We start from the raw sequence: 23,643 nt of genomic DNA, 5'->3' as shown, positions 1-23,643 counted from the left end.
GTCAGGGCGCGGGAATGCCCCATGTCATGTTTGCCCACAGCGTTTCCCACGCGGCGTTGTTTGCCTCGGCCAGTTGCGGGCTGGGTTCGCGGATCAGCACCGCATCGGCCATGTAGTCATGACCGGGCTGGACCGGAACACTGACCATGCCCTGCGCATCGGTGACATAGAATGTCTGGGTCACGCGGCCGTCGGGGGCGCGGTCGAACACCTCGAACCGGACGTTGGCGCGGGGCGCATCACGATACCACAGCTGAAACCGCATCCCGTCCGACAGATCGTCTGTGTAGGGGTTGGTCAGGGCCACGATTTCGGTTTCCAGCCCGGTGCGCTGGTCGGACCCTTGGGCATTCCCCACGCCGATCAGTGATTTGGAATAGCGCGAATAGACTTCGGTAAACGGCTCTTGGGCAAAACCGCGGGCGGCATGCGCCTCGAGAAAGCCCGTCAGGTCCTTGTGTTCGACAAAATCGAGGATCGTTTGCCAGTCATCATATGTCACCAGATTCTCGCGTGACTGATAGGCCAGCACGTTCAGCCCCTCGGCCGGGGGCTGGGACTGGACGGCGGGTTGGTCGCCGATCCGGCCTGGCACGTTCGATGCGCCCTCTGGTGTAAAGTTCATGAATGCTGCAAACCGCTGCGGCAGATAGGGCAATGACTGCCCGACAAAGTCCGAGCCGTTGACAATCTCGACCGTCATCGTAGCTTCGGGCGCTATGGTGAAATCCTCTGGCTCAAGCCAGAGTTCGTGGGCCGATACCGGACCGGCGATAAGTGCAAGAGCGAGGACGATACTGCGCATGACGAGTTCCTTATTTACTGGCCCGAGGGTGTTGTTTCTGGGCTTGTTGTCAAGTCTGGCGCTGGTGTTCATCACGCTGGCGTCACCGCTGCGCGCTCACGAGGTGCTGCCTGCCATTGCGGACATGACGCGCGATGGTGACAGGCTGATCTTTTCGGTCGATGCCAACATCGAGGGTTTTCTGGCTGGGATCGACAAGAGCGCGGTCACGGATACGGACACCGCCCCGCAGGCCGCGCGTTACGACGCGCTGCGCGCGCTGCCACCACAAGAGATCGCGGCAGAATTCACGGCGTTTTTCCCCACCATGGCCGAGGGAATCATGGTGATGGCGGACGGACAGGCGCTGCCGCTTGTGCTGGAATCGGTGACGACGGAACCGGTGGACGACCCGGAGGTGCCGCGCGTATCGACCTTTGTGTTCACAGCCGATCTGCCTGCGGGTGCGGACAGCGTCACCGTCGGCTGGGATCGTAGCTATGGTGGGCTGGTGCTGCGGCAGCAGGGGGTGGATCAACCCTATGACGCGTTTCTGCAGGGCGGGGCCACGTCGGATGTGATCGCGTTGGGCGGTGGTAACGCCAAAGGGACGATGGCCACGTTTTTCAGCTATATTCCCACCGGGTTCGATCACATCGTGCCGCTCGGTCTGGACCATATCCTGTTCGTGTTGGGGCTGTTTTTCCTGTCCACCCGGCTGGCACCGCTGCTGTGGCAGGTGTCGGCCTTTACGCTGGCGCATACGATCACGCTGGCGCTTGCCGCACTGGGCTATGTCACCGTGCCTGCCAGCATCGTGGAACCGCTGATCGCGCTGTCCATTGCCTATGTCGCGATCGAGAACCTGTTTTCGCGCGGGCTGTCGCCCTGGCGGCCAGTCATCATTTTCGGCTTTGGTCTGCTGCATGGGTTGGGTTTTGCATCTGTGTTGGCCGAATTCGGATTGCCCGAGGGCCAGTTCGTACCTGCGCTGATCGGGTTCAACATCGGGGTTGAGATCGGGCAGTTGTCCGTGATCGCGCTGGCGTTTCTTTGCGTCTACAAGGCGCAGGACTACAGTGCGGCTGGCACGCGCAGCATCACGGCGGCGGCGGCCTATCTGGTGGCGGTTGTCGTGCTGCTGGCCATGCTGGTGCCGCTGGCGGCCTATGCGCCGGGCTGGACCGGTGACCTGCTGCCCGTGATGGCGACATTCGCCGTGCTGCTGGGCCTGTGTGCGGTGGCCGTGAACGTCGGGCGCTATGACAGCTATTCGGATGTCGTGGCGCAACCTGCGTCGGTTCTGATCGCGCTGGTGGCGATTTACTGGACGATCGAGCGCGTGTTCCTGTAATCCGCGGCGCACGCGGCCCATCCCCGCTTGCATTGCGTCGCAAAGCCCACTAAGGGACGCGCACGTATCCCGCAGGCGGGGGCGGGTCGGTTGGGGAGAAATCCCAAACGATCCACCGGTTGGACCATTCGGTCTGATACCCCCGCTGAGGCTAAACCGGAAAAGGATAAGACCATGGCTCTTCCCGAGTTCTCCATGCGTCAGCTGCTGGAAGCTGGCGTTCACTTCGGCCACCAGACCGCACGCTGGAACCCGCGCATGTCGCCCTTCATTTATGGCGCGCGCAACGGCATTCACATCATGGACCTGACGCAGACCGTCCCGATGCTGGACCAGGCGCTGCAAGTCGTGCGCGACACCGTCGCCAAGGGCGGCCGCGTGCTGTTCGTCGGCACCAAGCGTCAGGCACAGAACCCCATCAAGGACGCCGCAGAGAAATCCGCGCAGTTCTACATGAACCACCGCTGGCTGGGCGGCACGCTGACCAACTGGCAGACCGTGTCCCAGTCGATCAACCGTCTGAAGCAGATCGACGAAGCCTCCGAGAACGGCTTTGCCGGTCTGACCAAGAAAGAGCGTCTGGGAATGGAGCGTGAGCAGGGCAAACTGCAAGCCTCGCTGGGCGGTATCCGCGAAATGGGCGGCGTGCCCGACCTGTTGTTCGTCATTGACGTCAACAAGGAAGACCTCGCCATCCTCGAAGCACAGAAACTGGGTATCCCCGTGGTTGCTGTCGTTGACACCAACTGCTCGCCCAAGGGTGTTGACTATGTCATCCCCGGCAACGACGACGCAGCCCGCGCGATCCAGCTGTACTGTGATCTGGCAGCCCGTGCCGCCCTTGACGGCATGCAGGCGCAGTTAGGTGCAGCAGGCGTCGACATGGGTGCCATGGAAGAGCTGATGGCAGAAGAAGATGCTGCCGCAGCTGCCGCCGCCAGCGAAGAAGCTGCCGCAGAGGCCTGAGCCTTGCGTCACCCGGGCGTCATGCCCGGGTGAGACAACCTGCACCAGAACCAGGGCCCGGGCCGTGCTGTGCGCACGCCCTGGCCCGGTCCCGAATATATCAGGAGAATGATCATGGCTGTTACTGCAGCACAGGTAAAAGAGCTTCGCGACACGACTGGCGCGGGCATGATGGACGCCAAGAAGGCGCTGACCGAAACCAACGGCGACATGGAAGCCGCGGTTGACTGGCTGCGCACCAAGGGTCTGGCCAAGGCCGCCAAGAAATCCGGCCGTACCGCCGCCGAAGGTCTGGTCGCCGTGGCAACCGAAGGTGGCAAGGGCGTCGCCGTCGAAGTGAACTCGGAAACCGACTTTGTCGCAAAGAACGCTGATTTCCAGAAAATGGTCGGCAAGATCGCAACGGCAGCCGTGACCGTCGATGATGTCGACGCGCTGAAGGCAACCGTAGTCGATGGCAAGACCGTCGAGCAGACAGTGACCGACGCCGTCGCCGTGATCGGTGAAAACATGTCCGTGCGTCGCATGGCGACCGTCAACGGCAGCACCGTCGTGTCCTATGTCCACAACTCGGTCGCACCCGGCATGGGCAGCATCGGCGTTCTGGTGGCCATGGACGGCGACAACGAGGCGTTCGGCCGTCAGGTCGCGATGCACATTGCCGCTGCGAACCCTGCCGCTCTGAGCGAGGCTGATCTGGACCCGGCGATCGTCGAAAAGGAAAAGCAGGTCCAGATGGACATCGCGCGCGAATCCGGCAAGCCCGAGGCCGTCATCGAAAAGATGATCGTCGGCCGCATGGCGAAATTCCTGGCTGAATCCACGCTGCTGGGTCAGGCATTCGTTGTGAACCCCGACCTGACAGTGGCCAAGGCCGCCGAAGAGGCCGGCGTGACCATCACCGGTTTCCAACGCCTGGAAGTCGGCGAAGGCATCGAAGTCGAAAAAGAAGACTTTGCCGCAGAAGTGGCCAAGATGAACAAGTGATCCCGTTCGGGATCTGACGAAAGGCCCCGCAATTTGCGGGGCCTTTTGCGTTTCGGGGGCAGGGGACGTTGCCACTGCAATGCCACGGATTGTGGCAGATCACCCGGCGTGCCGTGACCAATGAACGAAATTAATCATTAATGTTTTCCAAATCAGAACACATTTGACACCTATCCGGGCTCTCGAGGATTTGATCGAGGAGCTGAAAATGCCAACCATTACCACTGAAACCCGCACCGACCCGGACAACCTGTCCAACTGGAACACTATCGTCATCACACGGACCGACGGGGTCGAAACCAGCCGCACGACGACCTATGACGTGTCGTCGAAACCGACGTCCGGTCTGGTCATCACCGATGACCGTGACGACATCGGTCTGACACGCAGGCTGTCTGTCGATGCGCAGAACGTCAACAGTTGGTCCAGCATCGAGGTGATCTACGATACCTCGTCAGGCGCATCGCTGCCCGTAACCAAGACGACGAATTTCGATAACGGTCAGTCGGTCGTCGATACCTATGACGCGTCAGGCACCGTGGTGTCGACGCTGCGCACCGACGCTGACCCCAGCCAGGATGACTGGTCCACCATCTCCACGACACTGGACACGGAAACCGGTCGCACGACGGTTCTGACGCAACTGGACGACGGATCGTCCGTGCAGGAAACGACGGCGGCAGACGGCACGCTGATCCAGCGCGTTCGGACCGATGGTACTGGCGACGACAACACGTCCAGCTACAGCACGATCACAACCGATTACGATAGCGACGGGAACGTCCAGCAGATCACCTATGACTATGACAACGGGCTGGAACGCGTCGAAACCTATGCCACCACGGACGGCACCACCTACATGACGGGCGCAGTTCAGAGCGATCTGGGTGATGCCTATTCCTGGCTCTCGATCACCGAGACGATGAATGCGGACGGCAACGTCACCTCGCGCGCGCAGGTCAATGACGACGGCAGCAGTCGGACCCAGACTTTCGACGCGACAGGCGTCATGTTGTCTGACGAAAAGACCGATGCGGATGGCGTGGTTCAGCTGGATACCTATGTCGCGGGTGTGCTGACCTCGACCACGCTGACCGACAGTTCGACGGATGGCGCAGCCGAAGCATGGGCCAGCAAGACCGTGACCTTTGCGGGCGGCGAAAAGACAGGCGATGCGATCGTCTATGACAACGGCACCAGCGTGACCAAGACCTATACCGAGGGTGTCCTGAGCCGTCATGAATTCACCGATGGTGCAGACGGCACGGCAGCGGATACACGGTCCTACGACAGCATCGTGACCACCTATGCCGCCGATGGCGACCGCATTTCGTCGGTCACGACGATGGACAACAGCGACACGATCAGCCGGACCTACAACGAGGACGGTTCCATCGCGCAATACGTCCGTGCCGATGTGTCCGACAGCAAATCCTTTGCCACGATCACCCGAGATTATGATGCGGACGGCGACCTGTCCGCGACCACATTGGTCAAGGACGACGGCGTGACTTCGGTCAACAGCTTTGACACCACCACCGGCCTGCGCACGTCTTCGGTCGTGACGGATGCCAGCGGCACGGACAGCACACAGTCCTGGTCCGAAGTGGCGAAAACCTATGACGCGGCGGGTAACCTGACGCAGCACCAGACCACCTACGACAACGGCAACGTCAAATCGACCAGCTACACCTATACCGACGGAGAGCTGACTGCGGTTTCGACAACGCAGGACGGCCCGGCCAGCGGTACGGGTATCTTTGTGGCTGAACTGTCCAAGACATATGCCGAAGATTCGGGTGGTGAGCTGTATCTGTCCGAGGTGTCGAAAACGCTGAGCAACGACAAGCAGGTCGTCCAGACCTATGCCGAGGACGGTGACATCGCGAGCCGTGTCACCACCGACATCAGCGCCGACGGCACCGGGTTCAAATGGGACATGATCGAGATTCAGCATGACGACGCAGGTCGGGTCGATTCCAAGCTGACGACATACGATACAGGCGATGAAATCCTGGTCCTGTTCGACGATGCAAACGCCAAGACCGCGCGGGTTCAGTTCGACGGCAACGAAAGCAACAGCTGGCAGTTCCGGGTGACCGAATACGACGCAGAGGGCAACGGCACCACGTCCTATGCCACAGCAGCGGATCTGGACAACGCATATCGCGATTTCTTCGACCTCGCACCGATCGTTGTTTGATCGGCGATCCTCAACCGAAGAAATTGGCCTCGCACACACGTGCGGGGCCATTTTCGTTGTCGGGGCAGGGGGTTAGCCCAGATAGATCTGGCCCGGTGCGAATTTGACCCGTGGTGCGCTGCGGGTCGCGAGGAAAAACCCAAGCGCCAGCGGTCCGACCCGGCCTGCAAACATCATCAGCATGATGAACGATAGGCCGATGCCGTCCAATTCAGCCGTCGCACCGCGCGACAAGCCGACCGTGCCAAAGGCCGAAACGACCTCGAAGGCGAGGTCCAGAAATTCACCGTCATGCGAAATCGACACGAAAAACAGACCGACAAACACAAGGATGATGCTGACCGTGGTCAGGGCAAGGACCTTCATCACCTCTTCCATCTTCAGCGATCGTCCAAAGATGTTCAGCCCGGAGGTTCTGCGGAAAAAGGCAATTGTCGCAACGATCAGCACGATCAGCGTCGTGACCTTGATCCCGCCCGCGGTCGAAGTGCTGCCACCGCCGACGAACATCAGCAGCATGGTCAACATCGTGGTGCTGTCATGCATGGCACCCGTGTCCAGCGTGTTGAAACCAGCCGTGCGTGGCGTGACGGCCTGGAACCATGATGCCCACAGCCGCTGACCGGACGAGGGCAGGGCGCCCAATGTCCCCGGATTGGTCCATTCCAGCAGCGCAAAGGTGACAAAACCGAACACGATCAGGCAGGCCGATCCTGACAGCATCAATTTCGAGTGCAGTGTCAGGCGTTGCCACGACCGTTTTTGATAAATGTCGCCCACCACGACGAATCCCAGACCACCCAGAATGAACAGCACCGGAATGACGATATTCACGATCGGATCGGCGACATAAGGAACAAGCCCGGTCGGCAGGAGTGAAAAACCTGCATTGTTGAATGCTGAAATGGCATGGAACAGCGCCAGCCACATTCCGTGGGCCACGCCGAATTCCGGTATGAAGACAAAGCTGAGGATACATGTCGCCACCAGTTCGCAGGTCAGTGCGACAACCAGAATGATCCGCACCAACACCGTCAGATTGTTCAACGTGGTCTGGCCCAGATCCTCGCGCAGGATCAGGCGTTGCGGCATACCGACCGGGATGCCAAGCGCGGACAGGACCATAACGGCAAAGGTCATCAGCCCAAGACCGCCAAGCTGGATCAGGGCGGCAATCACGACTTCGCCGAACAAGCTGAAGGTTGCGCCGACGTCGACTGTCGAAAGGCCTGTCACCGTGACTGCCGAGGTCGAAATGAACACCGCCGTCATCAGGCCGATGTCCACGTCTGGCGCGGTGGCAAAGGGCAGGGACAGCAGACCCGCACCAACGATGATTGACGACAGATAGATCAGGCACAGGGTCGCCGGTGGCGGCATACGGAAACTGCGCATGCCGAACCGTCCACGGCGCTGAAGTGGCGATGATGGCATTACAGATCCTCGGCGAACTCGCGCAAATCGTTCCTGGTGCCCAAAAGCAACAGTAAATCATCGGGTTGCAAGGTAAAGCTGCTGCCGTCATGGCCCAGATATTCGGTGCCACGCATGACACCGATACATCGCAGATTGTGTTCCTTGGCGTGGCTCAGGTCTTCGAGCTTGCGATCCTCGAGGCTCTTTGGGATGCGGAAATTCACCACGTGATAACCGTTGCCGAGGCTGACGTAGTCGCGCACCAACGGGTTGTGCATGACCTGTGCGATGTGCTGTCCGACTTCGTGTTCAGGATGGATGACCCGGTCCACACCAAGCTTTGACAGGATGCGGTGATGGGTTTTGGTACGGGCCTTGGCCCAGACGGTCCGCACACCAATGAGCTTGAGATTCATCACGGCGAGGATCGACGCTTCCAGATCGCTGCCCATCGCGACCAGAACGAAATCACAATCTCCCATGCCAGCCTCGCGCAATGCCGCTTCGTCGCGGGCATCGACGATCATGGTTTGCGTCAAGGTGTCGACCATGTCGCTCACGGCTTGCGGGTTGGTGTCAATTCCGATGACGTGGTTGCCAAAGCGTGTCAGCTCGTTCGCGACAGCCCGTCCAAAGATACCAAGTCCAACGATTCCGAATGTACGACGTCCGCGTGCCATAACCATTTCCTGCAACTACCAGAATGACATTAGTGCGCTTTGCACGGATGAGAAGCGGTGACGGTGCATTGGCTGCTGGAATAAAGCGACGGGCCGGGATTTGATCCACTCCTTTAATTACATAATACCAATTACAAGCAAACGATCATGTGCTTGCAGCCGACTGGCCTTTGCCGTGTCCGTGACTATACAGACCTCAATTGAAAAATGGAGGCTGGCATGAGCAAGTCAGAAATCGGCCTGTTGGGTCTGGGTACCATGGGTGCTGCCCTTGCGTTGAACATCGCTGACAAGGGTTTCGATATCGCGGTGTTCAATCGCACGACGCAGGTCACGCGAGATTTCGCCAAGGATGCCGGTGATCTGGCACAGCGGATCACCCCGACGGAAAATCTGAAGGATTTTGTTGCTGCCATCGCAACACCGCGCACGATCATTCTGATGGTGCCCGCCGGCGATCCGGTTGACCAGCAGATCGCGGCGCTGCGTCCCTTGCTGGATGACGATGATCTGATCATCGACGCCGGCAACGCGAATTTTCACGACACCAACCGCCGCGCGGCCGAGGCTGATGGCAAGCCGTTTCTGGGCATTGGCGTGTCCGGTGGCGAAGATGGTGCGCGCCATGGCCCGTCCATCATGGGTGGCGGTCCGCGCGCGGCATGGGATCGTGTGGCGCACATCCTGACGGCAATCGCGGCACAACACGACGGCACAGCCTGTGCGACATGGATGGGTCAGGACGGCGCAGGTCACTTCGTCAAGGCCGTTCACAACGGTATCGAATACGCCGATATGCAAATGATTGCAGAGGTTTACGGCGTGATGCGCGATGGCATGGGGTTGGATTACACCCAGATTTCCGATGTTTTCGAGGCCTGGAACAATGGCCCGCTGGCGTCCTATCTGATCGAGATTTCGCACAAGGTCGCAGGTGCAAATGACAGTCTGACGGGTGCACCGCTGCTTAGCGTCATCCGCGATGCGGCTGGGCAAAAAGGAACCGGACGCTGGACCGCCATCGAGGCGCAGCATCTCGCAGCCCCCGTCCCGGCCATCGAAGCAGCCGTTGCCGCACGCAATATCTCGGCCCGGACCGCGCTGCGCGCGCAGGGTCAGGACATTTTTGGTGCAGCACCCGTCAGCCTGAACGGTGCGCTGGATATCGACCAGTTGGAGCAGGCGCTGATCGCGGGCAAGATCCTGTGCTATGCGCAGGGTTTCGACATGATTGCGCGTGCCTCTGACGATTTTAGTTGGGCGCTGCCTCTGCCGGACATCGCGAGGGTCTGGCGCGCGGGCTGTATCATCCGGTCCGTGATGCTGGACGACATGGCCACGGCGCTGGCGGAAAACCCAGATGAAAACCTGATGTTTTCCAAACGGTTCGCCGGTGATCTTCGGGAAAATCACATGGCGCTGCGACAGGTCGTGGCACAGGCGGCGCTGCATGGCTTGCCGATGCCTGCGCTGTCATCGGGCCTTGCGTATTTCGATGCGATGCGCACGGCGCGTGGTACGGCTGACATGATCCAGGGCCAGCGCGATTATTTCGGGCGCCATGGTTTCATGCGGCTGGATCGCGACGGGACTGATTTCCACGGACCTTGGGCGGATTGAACCACCCTACCCCAGTGCGTATCCCGCCCCACGGACCGTACGCACTGGGTCAGTCCCGCCTTCGGCGGTCAGCACCTTGCGCAAACGACCCACGTGCACGTCCACCGTGCGGGTATCGACATAGATATCGCGGCCCCAGACCCGGTCCAGCAGCTGATCGCGTGACCAGACACGACCGGGCTTTTCCATCAGCGTGGACAAGAGCCTGAATTCGGTCGGTCCCAGTTTCAGCGCATTGCCGTCGCGGGTGGCGCGGTGTGTCTCGGCGTCCAGCAAAATGTCTTCGTAGACCAGAACCTGACCCACGGAGGTGGGCCGCACGCGACGCAATTGCGACCGGACCCGCGCCATCATTTCCGACATGGAATAGGGTTTCGTGACATAATCATCCGCCCCGGTTTCCAGACCGCGCACGCGGTCCACCTCTTCGGTGCGGGCCGACAGCATGATGATCCCCACCGACCGGGTCGCGGGGTCCATCTTGATCCGGCGACAGACCTCGATCCCGGTCACACGCGGCAGCATCCAGTCCAGCACCATGACGTCCGGCGGGTCCTCAGCGACGACCATCATCGCCTCTTCACCATCGGCGGCCCCCGAAACACGAAAGCCCTCTGCCTCGAGGTTATAGGTCAGAACCTCGCGGATCGCGTGTTCATCTTCGACGACTAAGACATGCGGCTGGGTGGACATGGATCATTCCGGTTCTGTTGTATAGGCCGTGCGGTCCGATTTCGGACGCGCCTCGTCTGGCATGTCACCGGTGACCAGATAGATAACCTGTTCTGCCATATTGGTCGTCAGATCGCCCATGCGTTCGATGTTCTTGGCCATGAAATGCAGATGCATGCAGGCGGTGATGTTGCGCGGGTCTTCCATCATGAAGGTCAGGAATTCGCGGAACAGCGCGTTGTACATCTGGTCGACATCCTGGTCGTGCTGGCGCACGTCCTCGGCCAGTTCGGCATCGCCGCGGATATAGGCATCCAGCGTGTCGTTCAACATGCCCTGGACCTCGCGGGCCATTCGTTTCAGCGCCACCTCTGACCCGCTGATGACCGGCATGTCGATCAGGACCGACGTGCGTTTGGCGATGTTTTTTGCATAATCGCCGATCCGTTCAAGCGAGGCCGCCAGTCGCAGCACGGTCAGGATGGACCGCAAATCCTTGGACACCGGCGCACGCAGGGCGATGGTACGTGCCGCGGAATCGTTGATCTCGATTTCCAGCGCGTCGATGGCCTTGTCACCATTGCGGACCTTTTCGGCCAGTTCCAGGTCACGGGTCGCCATCGCCTCGGCGGTCTGCAGGATCGCTGCCTCGACCATACCACCCATTTTCATGATCAGTGTCGTGATCTCTTCGAGGTCGCGGTCGTAGGCGGATGAAATGTGTTGTTGATCGCTCATGGTCGCCGCTCCTTATCCGATCCGGCCCGAGATATAGCTCTCGGTGCGCGGGTCTTCGGGGTTGGTAAAGATTTTGTCCGTCTCGTCGTATTCAACCATGTTGCCGAGATGGAAAAACGCGGTTTTCTGACTGACCCGCGCAGCCTGCTGCATCGAGTGGGTCACGATCACCACTGAAAAGCTTTGGCGCAGTTCGTCGATCAGTTCCTCGACCTGGGCCGTGGCGATGGGGTCCAGCGCGCTACACGGCTCGTCCATCAGCAGCACTTCTGGTTCGGTGGCAACAGCGCGTGCGATGCACAGGCGTTGCTGCTGGCCGCCCGACAGGCCGGTGCCCGGTTCGTGCAGACGATCCTTGACCTCTTCCCACAGGGCCCCGCGGCGCAGGGATTTTTCCACGATCTCGTCCAGCTCTGCCTTGTTGCGTGACAGGCCATGGATTTTCGGGCCGTAGGCCACGTTGTCATAGATGGATTTCGGAAACGGGTTCGGTTTCTGGAAAACCATGCCGACCTTGGCGCGCAGCTGCACCGGATCAACGCGGGGATCATAGATATCCTCGCCGTCGATGGCGATGTGGCCGGTGACACGCGCGATATCGATCGTGTCGTTCATCCGGTTGATGCACCGCAGAAACGTGGATTTGCCGCAGCCGGATGGGCCGATGAACGCCGTGACGGTCTTGTCCTCGATCTGGACGGACACGTCCTTGATCGCGTGTTTGTCGCCGTAATACACGTCGATATTGTTCGCCGAGATCTTGATGTTCTTGGTCATTGAGGTGTCTTTCATGGCTTACCAGCGGCGTTCGAATTTGCGGCGCAGGATGATGGCGGCGGCGTTCATGATCAGCAGGAACACCAGCAGCACGATGATCGCACCCTGGGCCCGTTCGACAAAGGCCGGGTCGGATCGCTGCGTCCAGTTGTAGATTTGCACGGGCAGTGCGGTTGACGGGTCTCCGAACAGGCCGGCGCTGTCGGAAAAGGCCTGCGGGTAATCCCGCACAAAGGCCACCATACCGATCAGCAGCAGCGGTGCGGTTTCACCCAGCGCCTGCGCCAAACCGATGATCGTGCCTGTCAGGATACCCGGTGCCGCCAGTGGCAGCACGTGGTGAAACACCGACTGCATCTTTGACGCGCCGACACCCAATGCCGCATCTCGGATCGACGGCGGCACGGATTTCAATGCGGCACGGGTCGAAATGATGATGGTCGGCAACGTCATCAGGGTCAGCACCAGCCCCCCCACCAGCGGCGAGGATTGGTTAAATTCCATGAAGTTGATGAAAATCGCAAGGCCGAGGATCCCGTAGACGATGGACGGAACGGCCGCGAGGTTGGCGATGTTGACCTCGATGATGTCGGTCCAGCGGTTTTTCGGGGCGAATTCCTCGAGGTAGATGGACGCCGCGACTGCAATGGGCAGCGCCAGCACCAGCACCACGATCATCATGTAGAGCGATCCCAGGATTGCCACGCCCAGCCCTGCAGCCTCTGGTCGCTGGTCAGATGCATCAGGCAGCGACAGGAATGCCCAGTTGATGCGGGTCTCGATGATGCCCGCCTCGGCCATCTGTTCGGCCAGGACCAGTTGTTCGGGGCTGACGTTCTGGTCGCGCGATGCAGTTTCCATCGTCACGCGGCCCTTGAAAAATCCGTCGATCCGCCCGTCGGCCAGCAGATTGAAATTGACCGTCTCGCCAATCAGGTCCGGGTTCGCCAGCACGCGGTTGCGGACGGTGGCCGATGCCTCCTTGGAAATCATGTCGCCGATATCCTTGGCGCTGACCTCGGTTTCGATCCCGGCAGCGGCCAGCGTGTCGATCAAACCGTCGCGCAGGACAGAGGCATAGCCGATGGTCGTCGTCTTGGCCATTTCGGCAGGGTCGCGGTTACCTTCCTTGTCCAGCCTGTCAGCAGGGAGGGTAATGTCGATGGTCACATAGGTCTGGCTGAATGCGCCGATCCCCTTGACGATCACGCTGGTCAGCAGGATCGCAAGCGCCATCATGGCAACGGCGATGGCCGCGACACCGTATGATTTGAACCGACGTTCAGCGGCGTTGCGCGCCTTGGTCCGCTTGTCTTCGGTTAGCAGGGATTTCGAGGTCATTCGTATTGCTCCCGGTAGCGGCGCACGATGTAGAGGGCGAGGACATTCAGCGCGAGGGTGATGACAAACAAGGTCAGGCCCAATGCGAATGCCACGAGTGTTTCGGGGGATGCGAAATCCGTGTCACCGGTCAGCTGGCTGACGATCTTGACGGTCACGGTTGTCATCGCCTCGAACGGGTTCAGGTCCAGACGGGCCGCGGCCCCTGCCCCCAGCACCACGATCATCGTCTCGCCGATGGCGCGGGATGCAGCCAGAAGGATGGCACCGACGATGCCGGGCAAGGCGGCAGGCAGAACAACCTGCCGGATGGTTTCCGAATGGGTCGATCCCAACCCCAGACTGCCGTCACGCAGGGATTGCGGCACGGCGTTGATGATGTCGTCCGAAAGCGACGACACAAAGGGGATCAACATGATGCCCATGACCAGCCCTGCAGTCATCACCGACGACGCGCTGTCGCCAAAACCAGTCGGCTGGGCAAAGTAGTCGCGCAGGAAAGGTCCCACGGTGACCAGGGCAAACAGACCGTAGACGATGGTCGGAATACCAGCGAGGATTTCGATCAGCGGCTTGAACACGCTGCGCGTCCGGCGGCTGGCGTATTCGCTGAGGTAAACAGCGGCGAACAAACCGATCGGCACCGCAAAGATCAGGGCGATGACGCTGATATACAACGTGCCCCAGAGCAGCGGCAGAATGCCGAGGTCAGAGTTGCCGCGGAAATTGGGCGACCAGTTGGTCGAGAAAAAGAAGTCCTGCCAGCGATATTGGCTGAAAAAGTTGATCGACTCGAACAGCATCGAAAAGACGATTCCGACCGTGGTCAGAATGGCGATGACAGAGGCACCGATCAGCAAGCTGCGGATCCAGCCTTCGGCAGCGGTGCGGGCGCGGAACGTCACCGACACACGCATCACCGACAGGATGAAACCCAGTGTCGCAATCACGATGATGGCCAGCGGCACCCAGATTGGCGCGGCCTCGCGGTAGCTGAGAAGGCGCGCCGCAAACAGCCATGCCAGAATGGCGAACAGGGCGGGAATGGCGGTGGACAGGGCTGTGTTCAGCCCGTGCTGGCGCGGCAGGGACGCCAGTTTGCGGATATCACCGCCAGCGGCACTTTGTGCACGACTGCGGGCGATGAAAAACCCTCCGACGCTGAGTGCAGCAATAAAAAAAAGGGGCAACGTCAGCGACATGTGGCAGCTTTCACTTCGTTCAAATGACCGGGGGCAGTGGCCCTGCCCCCGGTCGTAGCATGAGTTTACGCAAACTTACATCGTGGTTTCGTCGGCGATCTTGGCTTGGGTGTCGGCCAGTTCGGGGTCGGACACCAGGCCATATTCGGCCAGCGGGCCGTCGGGGCCTGCCATGTCGTCAGACACGAAGAACTCTGCGTATTCCTTCAGACCGGGGATGACGCCGATGTGCGCCTTCTTGACGTAGAAAAACAGCGGACGGGACACGGGGTAATCACCAGCCGAGATGGTTTCCGTCGTAGGTTCGACACCGTTCATGGTGGCGACCTTCAGGACACTGGTGTTGTTTTCGTAAAATGCCAGACCAAAGACGCCGACACCGTTGGGGTTCGCGTCGATGCGGGCCAGCGTTTCGGTGTAGTCGCCGTCGATGTCCACGGACATGCCGTCGGTGCGGATCGCCATGCAGGCGGATTCGGCAGCATCTTCGTCACCGCCGTTGATTTCCATGATCGCAGCCATGGCACCGCTGTCTTCGCAGCCCTGCAGGATGACCTTTTCCTCGAACACTTCACGGGTGCCGTGCTTGGTGCCCGGGATGAACGTCATGATGTCGGCGTCGGGCAGTGCGGCGTCAACCTGCGACCAGTTGGTGTTCGGGTTGGAAACCATGGCACCGTCGACGGGCAGTTCGGCGGCCAGTGCATTGTACCACTGTGTCGGGGTGAACTCGGTAAAGGCCGGGCCGTCGGTCTGGCTGGCGAACACGATGCCATCATAACCGATACGGACTTCCATGATGTCGGTCACGCCGTTCGCGGCGCATTCCTCGATCTCTGCGGGGCGGATCGCGCGGGATGCGTTGGCGATGTCGACGGTGTTTTCACCAACGCCTTCGCAGAAACGCTTCAGACCAGCAGAAGAACCGCCGGATTCAACGACGGGTGTCGGAAAATCAAAGTTTTCGCCGAACAGTTCGGCAACGATCGTGGCATAGGGCAGCACGGTGGACGAGCCTGCAACCTGCACGTTGTCACGGGATTGGGCGGTGGCGGCGGATGCGGCAGCGATGGCAACGGCAGAGGTGGCCAGTTTGATGAACGACATATTTTTGCTCCTGTCAGTCATATGCGGACGGCGTTTCCTACGCCCCCGTCGCGGCCCTGCTAATCGGCCCGCACAACGCTTTTGTGACACTTATGTAAAAGTAATATGACAGGTGCCGAAATCGCGGATTTAGTCTGCCAGCGGCAGAACCACGGTACAGGTTGTGCCTGATCCGACCGTACTGGTGATATGCAACCGCCCGCGGTGACGGTTCAGGATGTGTTTCACGATGGCCAATCCCAGTCCCGTGCCACCCTGCCCGCGCGCCCGGTGGGAATCGACGCGGTAGAATCGCTCGGTCAGGCGCGGCAAATGGTGTGCCGCGATACCGGGGCCATGATCGCGCACATGAAACGCCAGCCCCAACCCGCGCAGTTTGCGAAATGCGGCAGGCGGGTCGACGGTAATCTCGACCTTTTCGCCGTCGGCACCGTATTTCAGCGCGTTCTGCACCAGATTGGCGATGACCTGCCGCAACTGGTCAGAATCGCCCAGCACGTGCACGCCCGCGCTGTTGTCCTCCAGGGTCACCTTCATCCCCGAATCCGAGATGATCGGACCCAGATCCTCAAGCGTGCCCGCGATCAGCGCACCCAGATTGACGGCCGTGTTGGGCCGCAGGCGTTCCGCCTCCTCGACCCGCGACAACGACAAAAGGTCGGTGACAAGCTGGGTCATCCGCGTGGTTTCACGCTCCATGATTCCCAGAAAACGTTCACGGGCCTTGGGGTCGTCGCGGGCGGCACCGCGCAGCGTTTCGATGAATCCCTGCAGTGCGGTCAGCGGCGTGCGCAGCTCGTGACTGACATTGGCCACAAAATCCCGGCGCAACTGTCCGACGTCCTGTGCCGCCGTCCGATCCTCAAAGGTCAGGATCACGCTGCGCCCCTCGGGTACGATGGTCACATCCCAGGTCGTGTCCCGCGCACCGTCGCGCCCCAAGTATTGCGATTTGTTCGGTGCGCCGGATTGCATCACAGTCTCGATCGCCTCCAGCAGGGTGGGTTGCCGCAAGGCCGTGATGAAATGGCGTCCAACCAGTTTCGGACCCAGCAGTGCCGTCAGTGCAGGACTGACGGCACCCACCATCTGATCCGCGTCGATCAGCATCACCGGGATCGGCAGGGCGTCGACGGGGATCAGACGGGTCATGGTCCCTACCCTTGGGTCGCGGCCGCGACGGCAGCACTCAGTTCGGAAATCAGCAGATCGGCATCCTCGACCCCGACCGATACGCGAAAGAATCCTTCGCTGATGCCCAGTGCGGCGCGCCCCTCGGGCGTGAGCCCGCGATGCGACGATGAAGGCGGGTGCGACAGCGTGGTGCCGATATCCCCCAGCGTCGGGGCAAAGGCGATGTTGGGGGCGGCCCGGGTCAACGCATTCGCCGCCTCACGACCGCCGTCCAGCACAAAGGACAACATATGTCCGCCCTGCCCGCCCAGCAATGCCACGGCGCGGTTATGGTCGGGATGATCAGCGCGCGTGGGATAGAGAACCTTGGTCACGCCGGGCATCTCTGCCAGCGCATCTGCCAGCCGGGTGGCATTGTCCTGTGTCGCGCGGTGGCGCAGGTGGAACGAATGCAGCCCCCGTTCCGCCAGCCAGCAATCGAACGGGCTGGGTGTCATGCCCCAGGTCACATTGGCATCGTTGATCTGGCGGCGCAGGTCCGGGTCATTGGTCCCGACATACCCCAGGGTCGCATCCGAATGGCCCGCCAGCAGCTTGGTCACCGAATGGATCGTGATGTCGGCACCCGCTACAAGCGGCTGATAGGCCGCGGGCGTGGTAAAGGTATTGTCGACCATCAGCAGAATGCCGCGGTCACGCGCCAGTTTCACGATCCCGTCCATGTCGGCCACGCGGATCGTGGGGTTCGATACGACCTCGACCAGGATCATGCGGGTATTGGGGCGCAATGCGGCCTCCATCGCGGCCAGGTCCGTGGGGTCCGCCAGCGAGGTCTCGATCCCCAGACGTGGCAGGTCTTGGGTCATCAGGCGCAGCGACCGCCCATAGAGCTGGTCACCGCCCAGCACATGATCGCCCGCCTGGAGCACGCCCAGGAAAACAGCGCCGATCGCCGACATGCCTGACCCGGTGATGATCCCGCCGCCAGAGGCCGGATCGACAGCTTCGAGCATGTCGATCTTTTCGGCCAGAACCTGCGCGTTGGGGTGCCCCTCGCGCGCGTAGGTATAGCCAGAGGCGTCGGCATATTGCGCGTCCAGCGCATCGGGATCGGGTGAAGAATAAACGACACTGGGCTGCAGCGGCGTCACGACGGGCCGAGAGACGGATGTGGGCCAGCCGGTGCGGCGCACGATGGATGTGGGACGGGTCATTCGATTTCCTTCAGGTCGCGGGCAAAACGGGCCGCGTTTTCGACGTAATGGCGGGCGGACAGGCGCAGGCCCGCGATAGCCGTGTCGTCCAGTTGGCGCACCACCTTGCCGGGTGCCCCCATGACGAGGCTGCCGTCCGGGATGGTCTTGCCTTCGGTGATCAGCGCGCCCGCGCCGATCAGGCAATTCTTGCCGATCACGGCACCATTCAGCACGGTTGCACCCATCCCGATCATGGTGTTGTCACCGATGGTGCAGCCATGCAGCATCGCCTTGTGGCCGATGGTGCAACCCTGCCCCACGGTCAGCGGAAAACCGGGATCGTTGTGCAGAACGGCGTTTTCCTGGATGTTGCTGTCCGCGCCGATGGTGATCGGGTCGTTGTCGCCCCGGATCGTGACGTTGAACCAGATGTTGACCCGGTCCCCCAGATCGACCCTTCCCATGACGTGCGCGCCGGGGGCGATCCAGACGCCGTCCCCCAGCGTCGGGCGGATATCGTTGAGTGCATATAGGGTCATAGCGGGCGTTCCTCGAATTCGGATTGCAGGCGGCGCACCACATCCAGCAGGCCGGGCTGTTGCGCACGGCGCAGGCGTTCGGCGCTGATGATGGTTTTCAGACGGTCCTCGGTTTCGTCCAGATCGTCATTGACCAGCACGTAGTCGTAGCCGTCCCAATGACTGATTTCGTCCCAGCTCTTGCGCATCCGCTTGGCAATCACGTCCGGACCGTCCTGCCCGCGATTGACCAGCCGGCGGTGCAGTTCGGTGATCGAAGGCGGCAGGATAAAGATCGACAGCACCGAATCCTGCAGGTCGGAATTGCTGATCTGCTGCGCGCCCTGCCAGTCGATATCGAACAGCACGTCGCGCCCTGTCTCGATGGCGGCCTGCACGGGTGCCTTGGGGCTGCCGTAGTAATTTTCGAACACACGGGCGTGTTCCAGCATGCCACGATCATCCACAAGGCGGCGGAATTCGGCCTCTGACACGAAATGATAGTCGGTGCCGTCCACCTCTCCCGCGCGGGGCTGGCGCGTGGTGGCGGACACCGAAAACCGCAGCGTGTCGTCCCATGTCATAAGCCGTTTGGCGAGGGTCGATTTACCCGCACCCGAGGGTGAGGACAGGATGATCAGCAGGCCACGACGCGTCATCACTCACTCCACATTCTGAACTTGTTCGCGCATCTGTTCCAGCGCGGTCTTGATCGTGATCCCGATTCCCGAGAGGGCCGCATTCTGCGATTTTGAACACAGCGTATTCGCCTCGCGCAGCATCTCCTGAATGATGAAATCCAGCTTGCGGCCGACAGGGCCGTCTTCGTCCATCAGGTCCCATGCCGCGACAAGATGCGTGTTCAGCCTGTCCAGCTCTTCGGTCACGTCCTGCTTGACCGCGATCAGCGCCAATTCCTGCGTCAGGCGCGCGCCGTCCGTGTCGGTGATTTCGCCCATCACACGGGCATAGGCGTCGCGCAGGGCGCGGCGGGCGTGTTTTTCGCGTTCGGGTAGCAGGGCGCGGGCGGCCTCGATCTGGTCATGGACGGTGTCGAGCTGCGCGCAGATCAGTTTCTGCAATGCCGTGCCTTCCTGGGCGCGCATCGCGGTCAGATCCGCCAACAGCGGACCGATTGCCGTGGTGGCCGCAGCGATCAGGTCATCGGATGCTGCGCCCGCTGAACCGGGCTCCAGCACGCCGGGTTGCATCAGCACGTCGGCTGCGGTGGGCTGTCCCAGCGTGACGCCCAGCGAAAACGCCCGGTCCTGCACCTGATCCAATGCACGCAACACCTTGTCCAACCGGTCGGGATCAATGTCGCGCCCGCCCTGCCCCTGATCCATCCGGCAGGTCAGCGTCACGGTGACCGTGCCACGATGCAGCGCCTTGCGCAGGGCCGTCCGAAGTGTGGTTTCAAGACGATCGCAACCGTCCGGCAGGTTCATCCGCAGATCCAGCGTGCGGCCGTTCACGGATCGCAGGGTCCATTCCCAGCGCCCCGCATCGGAATGTCCGGTCCGGGTCGCAAAAGCAGTCATCGAGTGGGTCATGGTCGTCCTGTCAGGTCGTTGCCGGCCCATGTAACGTTTCCAGCGCCGGAGGGACAAGGGGCGGCGCGCCGCCGGGCGGCTGTTAACCGTTTGATCCTATTTTGGATGAAGCATCGGTCCTTTGCGGGTTAAGGTTTCCTTAATTCTGCCACGTTTTTGCCACCGGATCGCCGCCATGCACCCTGTTCCACCCCCTACCGGACCCTCGCCTGATCCCTTGGCGCACCTGTCGCCGCAGGCCGCCCGGCTGTTATCCGTGCTCGAGGCGGATTGGCGCACCATCAGCCGCACCAGCCCCGTGCCGCGCCATGCGGATATCGACCCGTTGGCGCTGCATGCGGCATTGCCCCATGCCTTTGTCGCACAGCGGACCGGGCTGGATGCGTTGCGCATCCGCGTGGCGGGTCAGGCATTACATGATGGTTTGGGATTCGATCCGCGGGGCATGTCGGTGGGCTGCTTTTTCACCGATGACGCCGGAGCGCGGGTGGTTGCGTTGGTGCAGGACTGCCTGGCCGATCCTGCGATCCTTGGCGTGCCGTTGATCGGAACGCGTCGGTTTGGCTGGCATCCGGTGCGTGGGCATTTTCTGGCGCTGCCCTTGGCGGATGCGACGGGTCAGGTGACCAAAGTCATGGGTGCGATCGTCAGTCACGACACACGGACAAGGTCCGGTCTGCGGTGGGATATGGCAGCAGCACCGGCGATCCGGCGTCAGGTGCTGGGCAGGCAGTTTGCCGACAGCCGCGCCAGCGATCCTGCGCATCCGGGCCTGCGTCTGGTCGTGGACAATACCCGCACATGAAAAGGGGCACCGATCCGGTGCCCCCCCTCGCAGTCAATGGTGCGCGCGATCAGCTGGCCTTGGCGTCGGCCATTGCGGTGCGGCGGTTGCTGAGCTGTTCGGCCACAAGGAACGCCAGTTCCAGCGACTGACTGGCATTCAGGCGCGGATCGCAGGCCGTGTGATAACGATCTGACAGATCCTCGTCGGTCACGGCACGCACGCCGCCGGTGCATTCGGTCACGTCCTTGCCGGTCATTTCGAAATGGACACCGCCGGGGATCGTGCCCTCGGCGTTGTGCACGCCAAAGAATTCGGTGACCTCACGCAGCACGCTCTCGAACGGACGGGTCTTGTAGCCGGTCGAGGATTTGATCGTGTTGCCGTGCATCGGGTCACAGGTCCAGACGACGTTTGCGCCTTCTTCCTCGACGGCCTTGATCAGACGCGGCAGGTGTTCACCCACCTGGCCCGCACCAAAGCGTGCGATCAGCGTCAGGCGGCCAGCCTCGTTGTTCGGGTTCAGCGAGGCCATCAGCGCCTTGAGGTGACCAGAGGTCATCGTCGGACCACATTTCAGGCCAATGGGGTTCATCACGCCCTTGCAGTATTCGACATGCGCGCCGTCTGGCTGACGTGTCCGGTCACCGATCCAGATCATGTGACCGGACCCGGCCAGCATGTTGCCGGATGTGCTGTCCACCCGGGTCAGCGCCTCTTCGTATTCCAGCAACAATGCCTCGTGGCTGGTGTAGAATTCGACGGTCTGCAATTCGTGATTGCGGTCGGTGGTCAGACCGGCGGCATTCATGAAATCCAGCGTATCGCTGATACGGCTGGCCAGTTCGCGATATTTTTCGGCCTCTGGCGCATCGGTGAATCCCAGCGTCCACTGGTGCACCTGATGCACGTCGGCATAGCCACCCGTGGAAAAGGCACGCAGCAGGTTCAGCGACGCCGCCGCCTGCAAATAGGCCTGTTCCATGCGTGCGGGATCGGGGATCCGGCTGTCAGGCGTGAAATCGAACCCGTTGATGATGTCACCGCGGTAGCTGGGCAATTCCACGCCGCTGACGGTTTCGGTGGGGGCGCTGCGTGGCTTGGCCATCTGGCCTGCCATGCGGCCCACCTTGACCACGGGCACCTTGGCTCCGTAGGTCAGGACCATCGCCATCTGCAACATCACCTTGAACGTGTCGCGGATCGTGTCGGCGCTGAATTCGGCAAAGCTTTCGGCGCAATCGCCGCCCTGCAAGAGGAACGCTTCGCCTCGGCTGACCTTGGCCAGGTGGCTGCGCAGGCGGCGGGCCTCGCCGGCAAAGACCAGCGGGGGATAGCTGGCCAGTTTCGCCTCGACCGCCTGCAGTGCGGTGGCGTCGGTATATTCGGGCATCTGCACGCGTGGTTTGCTGCGCCAGTCGGATTTGGTCCAAGTGCTCATCGTTTCCCCTTCCCCGGCAATCCGGGTTCTTGCTGTCGGACGCGGCTTATAACGTGCGACCCCCAGAGGTCCAATGCAAATGTCGGTGCGGCACTTGTTTCCGGGCGATTAGTAGCGTTTGGTCCGCGGAAGCGTTTTTCGGAGTATGGTCATGCCACCATCATCATCCCCCCGTGCAGTCGCAGCCGAACAGCGGCCCCGGCATTTCGTGTTTGTCCTGCTGGATCAGTTCACGATGCTCTGTTTTTCCGCCGCCATCGAAAGTTTACGGATCGCCAACATGACCGCAGGACGGCAGCTGTACAGCTGGTCGCTGCTGGCCGAGGGCGGTGTCAGCGCGACCTGTTCCAATGGATGCGTGTTCACGGTGAATGGCGATCTGTCGGAACTGGACCGCGAAGATACCATCATGCTGTGTGGCGGGCTCGAGATTCAGGAGGCCACGACCAAGCGCGTGCTGAACTGGCTGCGCAAGGAGGCCCGGCGTGGCCTGCCCGTCGCGGGCCTGTGTACCGCCGGCTATACCATGGCGCGGGCGGGCTTGCTGGATGGCAAACGCGCGACGATTCACTGGGAAAATCAGGACAGCTTTATCGAGGAATTCGAAGAGGTCGACCTGACCCGGTCCGTGTTCGTCATTGATGGCAACCGCATCACGACCGCTGGGGGCACTGCATCCATCGACCTGATGCTCAAGCTGATTGCGGATGACCACGGCGAGGAATTGGCCAACAATGTCGCTGATATCCTGATTTATTCGTCGATCCGCACCGATCAGGACACGCAGCGGCTGTCGATCCCCACCCGTATCGGCGTCAGGCATCCGAAACTGTCGCGCGTCATCAAGTTGATGGAACAGAACATCGAGGATCCGATCAGCCCCGCGCAACTGGCCAAGGAGGTGGGGATGTCGACACGCCAGCTGGAACGGCTGTTCCGCCGCTATCTGTCGCGCAGCCCCAAGCGGTATTACATGGAACTGCGGCTGGCCAAGGCGCGCAACCTGCTGATGCAGACCGACATGACGGTGATCAATGTCGCACTCGCCTGCGGATTTGCGTCGCCGTCACATTTTTCGAAATGCTACCGCGCACATTATGATACGACGCCCTACCGCGAACGCGGATCGCATGCGGCGCGGACAGGGCCGTAGGGCCTGCGATTCTCTTG

Annotated in this window: 22 protein-coding genes; 7 read left to right on the top strand and 15 right to left on the bottom strand. The window is 61.1% G+C overall.

The genetic code is table 11. The features are described 5' to 3' along the window. Window position 1: 1 nt before the first annotated feature. Entirely contained in the window at window positions 2–805 is an 804-nt protein-coding gene (locus LGQ03_RS02265) for a DUF4198 domain-containing protein (RefSeq protein WP_226747066.1), read from the bottom strand. Here LGQ03_RS02265 and LGQ03_RS02260 point away from each other — a divergent pair. The 4 genes from LGQ03_RS02260 (at window position 804) to LGQ03_RS02245 (ending at window position 6,294) form a co-directional block, all read left to right on the top strand. Further along, window positions 804–2,138 (top strand): HupE/UreJ family protein, encoded by a 1,335-nt coding sequence (locus LGQ03_RS02260; protein ID WP_226747065.1) that lies wholly within the window; start codon window positions 804–806, stop codon window positions 2,136–2,138. The two genes, LGQ03_RS02265 and LGQ03_RS02260, sit on opposite strands and share 2 nt — an antisense overlap. 174 nt (window positions 2,139–2,312) lie before the next feature. Next, window positions 2,313–3,104 (top strand): 30S ribosomal protein S2, encoded by a 792-nt coding sequence (gene rpsB, locus LGQ03_RS02255; protein ID WP_056038556.1) that lies wholly within the window; start codon window positions 2,313–2,315, stop codon window positions 3,102–3,104. Window positions 3,105–3,218: 114 nt separating this feature from the next. Then, entirely contained in the window at window positions 3,219–4,091 is an 873-nt protein-coding gene (gene tsf, locus LGQ03_RS02250) for a translation elongation factor Ts (protein ID WP_090159652.1), read from the top strand. 208 nt (window positions 4,092–4,299) lie between these two features. Further along, the gene (locus LGQ03_RS02245) at window positions 4,300–6,294 is read left to right on the top strand and encodes an RHS repeat domain-containing protein (RefSeq protein WP_226747064.1); all 1,995 of its coding nucleotides are present in this window, start codon (window positions 4,300–4,302) and stop codon (window positions 6,292–6,294) included. Between the two features lie 72 nt (window positions 6,295–6,366). On the opposite strand, the gene LGQ03_RS02240 is transcribed toward LGQ03_RS02245, so the two are convergent. Both LGQ03_RS02240 and LGQ03_RS02235 read right to left on the bottom strand, forming a co-directional pair. After that, a complete protein-coding gene (locus tag LGQ03_RS02240) occupies window positions 6,367–7,728 on the bottom strand; it encodes a TrkH family potassium uptake protein (protein ID WP_226747063.1) in 1,362 nt (453 codons plus the stop codon). Continuing rightward, window positions 7,728–8,390 (bottom strand): potassium channel family protein, encoded by a 663-nt coding sequence (locus LGQ03_RS02235; protein ID WP_226747062.1) that lies wholly within the window; start codon window positions 8,388–8,390, stop codon window positions 7,728–7,730. The genes LGQ03_RS02240 and LGQ03_RS02235 overlap by 1 nt, the downstream gene beginning before the upstream one ends. A gap of 219 nt (window positions 8,391–8,609) precedes the next feature. Between LGQ03_RS02235 and gndA the strand changes: the two genes are divergently transcribed. After that, entirely contained in the window at window positions 8,610–10,010 is a 1,401-nt protein-coding gene (gene gndA, locus LGQ03_RS02230; RefSeq protein WP_226747061.1) for an NADP-dependent phosphogluconate dehydrogenase, read from the top strand. A 6-nt stretch (window positions 10,011–10,016) separates the two neighbouring features. Here gndA and phoB read toward each other — a convergent pair whose 3' ends face one another. From phoB to LGQ03_RS02175, 11 genes are all read right to left on the bottom strand, one after another. Next, window positions 10,017–10,703, bottom strand: a complete 687-nt coding sequence (gene phoB / locus LGQ03_RS02225) for a phosphate regulon transcriptional regulator PhoB (protein WP_056038547.1) — start codon at window positions 10,701–10,703, stop codon at window positions 10,017–10,019. A 3-nt stretch (window positions 10,704–10,706) separates the two neighbouring features. Further along, window positions 10,707–11,420 carry a phosphate signaling complex protein PhoU gene (gene phoU / locus LGQ03_RS02220; RefSeq protein WP_056038544.1) on the bottom strand — a complete coding sequence of 238 codons (714 nt, stop codon included), beginning with the start codon at window positions 11,418–11,420 and terminating at the stop codon, window positions 10,707–10,709. Window positions 11,421–11,432: 12 nt separating this feature from the next. Further along, window positions 11,433–12,197: a phosphate ABC transporter ATP-binding protein PstB gene (gene pstB / locus LGQ03_RS02215; protein WP_090159469.1), complete on the bottom strand. Its 765-nt coding sequence runs from the start codon at window positions 12,195–12,197 to the stop codon at window positions 11,433–11,435. Window positions 12,198–12,215: 18 nt separating this feature from the next. Continuing rightward, window positions 12,216–13,538: a phosphate ABC transporter permease PstA gene (pstA, locus tag LGQ03_RS02210; protein ID WP_226747060.1), complete on the bottom strand. Its 1,323-nt coding sequence runs from the start codon at window positions 13,536–13,538 to the stop codon at window positions 12,216–12,218. Beyond that, the gene (gene pstC / locus LGQ03_RS02205; protein WP_226747059.1) at window positions 13,535–14,740 is read right to left on the bottom strand and encodes a phosphate ABC transporter permease subunit PstC; all 1,206 of its coding nucleotides are present in this window, start codon (window positions 14,738–14,740) and stop codon (window positions 13,535–13,537) included. Before pstC ends, pstA begins: the two co-directional genes overlap by 4 nt. Window positions 14,741–14,815: 75 nt before the next feature. Beyond that, window positions 14,816–15,847: a substrate-binding domain-containing protein gene (locus LGQ03_RS02200; RefSeq protein WP_226747058.1), complete on the bottom strand. Its 1,032-nt coding sequence runs from the start codon at window positions 15,845–15,847 to the stop codon at window positions 14,816–14,818. A gap of 129 nt (window positions 15,848–15,976) precedes the next feature. Then, on the bottom strand, window positions 15,977–16,999 hold the full coding sequence (locus LGQ03_RS02195; protein ID WP_226747057.1) for an ATP-binding protein: 1,023 nt from the start codon (window positions 16,997–16,999) through the stop codon (window positions 15,977–15,979). Window positions 17,000–17,004: 5 nt separating this feature from the next. Next, window positions 17,005–18,195, bottom strand: a complete 1,191-nt coding sequence (locus LGQ03_RS02190; protein ID WP_226747056.1) for a trans-sulfuration enzyme family protein — start codon at window positions 18,193–18,195, stop codon at window positions 17,005–17,007. After that, window positions 18,192–18,716: a gamma carbonic anhydrase family protein gene (locus LGQ03_RS02185; protein WP_226747055.1), complete on the bottom strand. Its 525-nt coding sequence runs from the start codon at window positions 18,714–18,716 to the stop codon at window positions 18,192–18,194. The genes LGQ03_RS02190 and LGQ03_RS02185 overlap by 4 nt, the downstream gene beginning before the upstream one ends. Next, complete coding sequence (gmk, locus tag LGQ03_RS02180) at window positions 18,713–19,354, bottom strand: guanylate kinase (RefSeq protein WP_226747054.1); 642 nt, start codon at window positions 19,352–19,354, stop codon at window positions 18,713–18,715. The genes LGQ03_RS02185 and gmk overlap by 4 nt, the downstream gene beginning before the upstream one ends. A 3-nt stretch (window positions 19,355–19,357) precedes the next feature. Then, window positions 19,358–20,248: a YicC/YloC family endoribonuclease gene (locus LGQ03_RS02175; RefSeq protein ID WP_226747053.1), complete on the bottom strand. Its 891-nt coding sequence runs from the start codon at window positions 20,246–20,248 to the stop codon at window positions 19,358–19,360. Between the two features lie 175 nt (window positions 20,249–20,423). Between LGQ03_RS02175 and LGQ03_RS02170 the strand changes: the two genes are divergently transcribed. Beyond that, window positions 20,424–21,053 (top strand): PAS domain-containing protein, encoded by a 630-nt coding sequence (locus LGQ03_RS02170; protein WP_226747052.1) that lies wholly within the window; start codon window positions 20,424–20,426, stop codon window positions 21,051–21,053. A 49-nt stretch (window positions 21,054–21,102) separates the two neighbouring features. On the opposite strand, the gene LGQ03_RS02165 is transcribed toward LGQ03_RS02170, so the two are convergent. After that, window positions 21,103–22,473, bottom strand: a complete 1,371-nt coding sequence (locus LGQ03_RS02165; RefSeq protein WP_226747051.1) for a class II 3-deoxy-7-phosphoheptulonate synthase — start codon at window positions 22,471–22,473, stop codon at window positions 21,103–21,105. A gap of 151 nt (window positions 22,474–22,624) precedes the next feature. Here LGQ03_RS02165 and LGQ03_RS02160 point away from each other — a divergent pair, with 151 nt between their 5' ends. Beyond that, entirely contained in the window at window positions 22,625–23,626 is a 1,002-nt protein-coding gene (locus LGQ03_RS02160; RefSeq protein WP_090159650.1) for a GlxA family transcriptional regulator, read from the top strand. Window positions 23,627–23,643: the final 17 nt, after the last annotated feature.

It is taken from the genome of Loktanella gaetbuli, from assembly GCF_020531945.1.
Lineage (GTDB): Bacteria > Pseudomonadota > Alphaproteobacteria > Rhodobacterales > Rhodobacteraceae > Loktanella > Loktanella gaetbuli.
The sequence above is the reverse complement of the archived record's forward strand: the minus strand, read 5'-3'. Positions and strand labels throughout refer to the sequence as shown.

Bases quoted from the DNA above. Each gene is read 5' to 3' on its own strand.
- LGQ03_RS02260 (WP_226747065.1), top strand. From the start codon at position 804: ATGACGAGTTCCTTATTTACTGGCCCGAGGGTGTTGTTTCTGGGCTTG.
- LGQ03_RS02265 (WP_226747066.1), bottom strand. From the start codon at position 805: ATGCGCAGTATCGTCCTCGCTCTTGCACTTATCGCCGGTCCGGTATCG.
- rpsB (WP_056038556.1), top strand. From the start codon at position 2,313: ATGGCTCTTCCCGAGTTCTCCATGCGTCAGCTGCTGGAAGCTGGCGTT.
- tsf (WP_090159652.1), top strand. From the start codon at position 3,219: ATGGCTGTTACTGCAGCACAGGTAAAAGAGCTTCGCGACACGACTGGC.
- LGQ03_RS02245 (WP_226747064.1), top strand. From the start codon at position 4,300: ATGCCAACCATTACCACTGAAACCCGCACCGACCCGGACAACCTGTCC.
- LGQ03_RS02240 (WP_226747063.1), bottom strand. From the start codon at position 7,728: ATGCCATCATCGCCACTTCAGCGCCGTGGACGGTTCGGCATGCGCAGT.
- LGQ03_RS02235 (WP_226747062.1), bottom strand. From the start codon at position 8,390: ATGGCACGCGGACGTCGTACATTCGGAATCGTTGGACTTGGTATCTTT.
- gndA (WP_226747061.1), top strand. From the start codon at position 8,610: ATGAGCAAGTCAGAAATCGGCCTGTTGGGTCTGGGTACCATGGGTGCT.
- phoB (WP_056038547.1), bottom strand. From the start codon at position 10,703: ATGTCCACCCAGCCGCATGTCTTAGTCGTCGAAGATGAACACGCGATC.
- phoU (WP_056038544.1), bottom strand. From the start codon at position 11,420: ATGAGCGATCAACAACACATTTCATCCGCCTACGACCGCGACCTCGAA.
- pstB (WP_090159469.1), bottom strand. From the start codon at position 12,197: ATGACCAAGAACATCAAGATCTCGGCGAACAATATCGACGTGTATTAC.
- pstA (WP_226747060.1), bottom strand. From the start codon at position 13,538: ATGACCTCGAAATCCCTGCTAACCGAAGACAAGCGGACCAAGGCGCGC.
- pstC (WP_226747059.1), bottom strand. From the start codon at position 14,740: ATGTCGCTGACGTTGCCCCTTTTTTTTATTGCTGCACTCAGCGTCGGA.
- LGQ03_RS02200 (WP_226747058.1), bottom strand. From the start codon at position 15,847: ATGTCGTTCATCAAACTGGCCACCTCTGCCGTTGCCATCGCTGCCGCA.
- LGQ03_RS02195 (WP_226747057.1), bottom strand. From the start codon at position 16,999: ATGACCCGTCTGATCCCCGTCGACGCCCTGCCGATCCCGGTGATGCTG.
- LGQ03_RS02190 (WP_226747056.1), bottom strand. From the start codon at position 18,195: ATGACCCGTCCCACATCCATCGTGCGCCGCACCGGCTGGCCCACATCC.
- LGQ03_RS02185 (WP_226747055.1), bottom strand. From the start codon at position 18,716: ATGACCCTATATGCACTCAACGATATCCGCCCGACGCTGGGGGACGGC.
- gmk (WP_226747054.1), bottom strand. From the start codon at position 19,354: ATGACGCGTCGTGGCCTGCTGATCATCCTGTCCTCACCCTCGGGTGCG.
- LGQ03_RS02175 (WP_226747053.1), bottom strand. From the start codon at position 20,248: ATGACCCACTCGATGACTGCTTTTGCGACCCGGACCGGACATTCCGAT.
- LGQ03_RS02170 (WP_226747052.1), top strand. From the start codon at position 20,424: ATGCACCCTGTTCCACCCCCTACCGGACCCTCGCCTGATCCCTTGGCG.
- LGQ03_RS02165 (WP_226747051.1), bottom strand. From the start codon at position 22,473: ATGAGCACTTGGACCAAATCCGACTGGCGCAGCAAACCACGCGTGCAG.
- LGQ03_RS02160 (WP_090159650.1), top strand. From the start codon at position 22,625: ATGCCACCATCATCATCCCCCCGTGCAGTCGCAGCCGAACAGCGGCCC.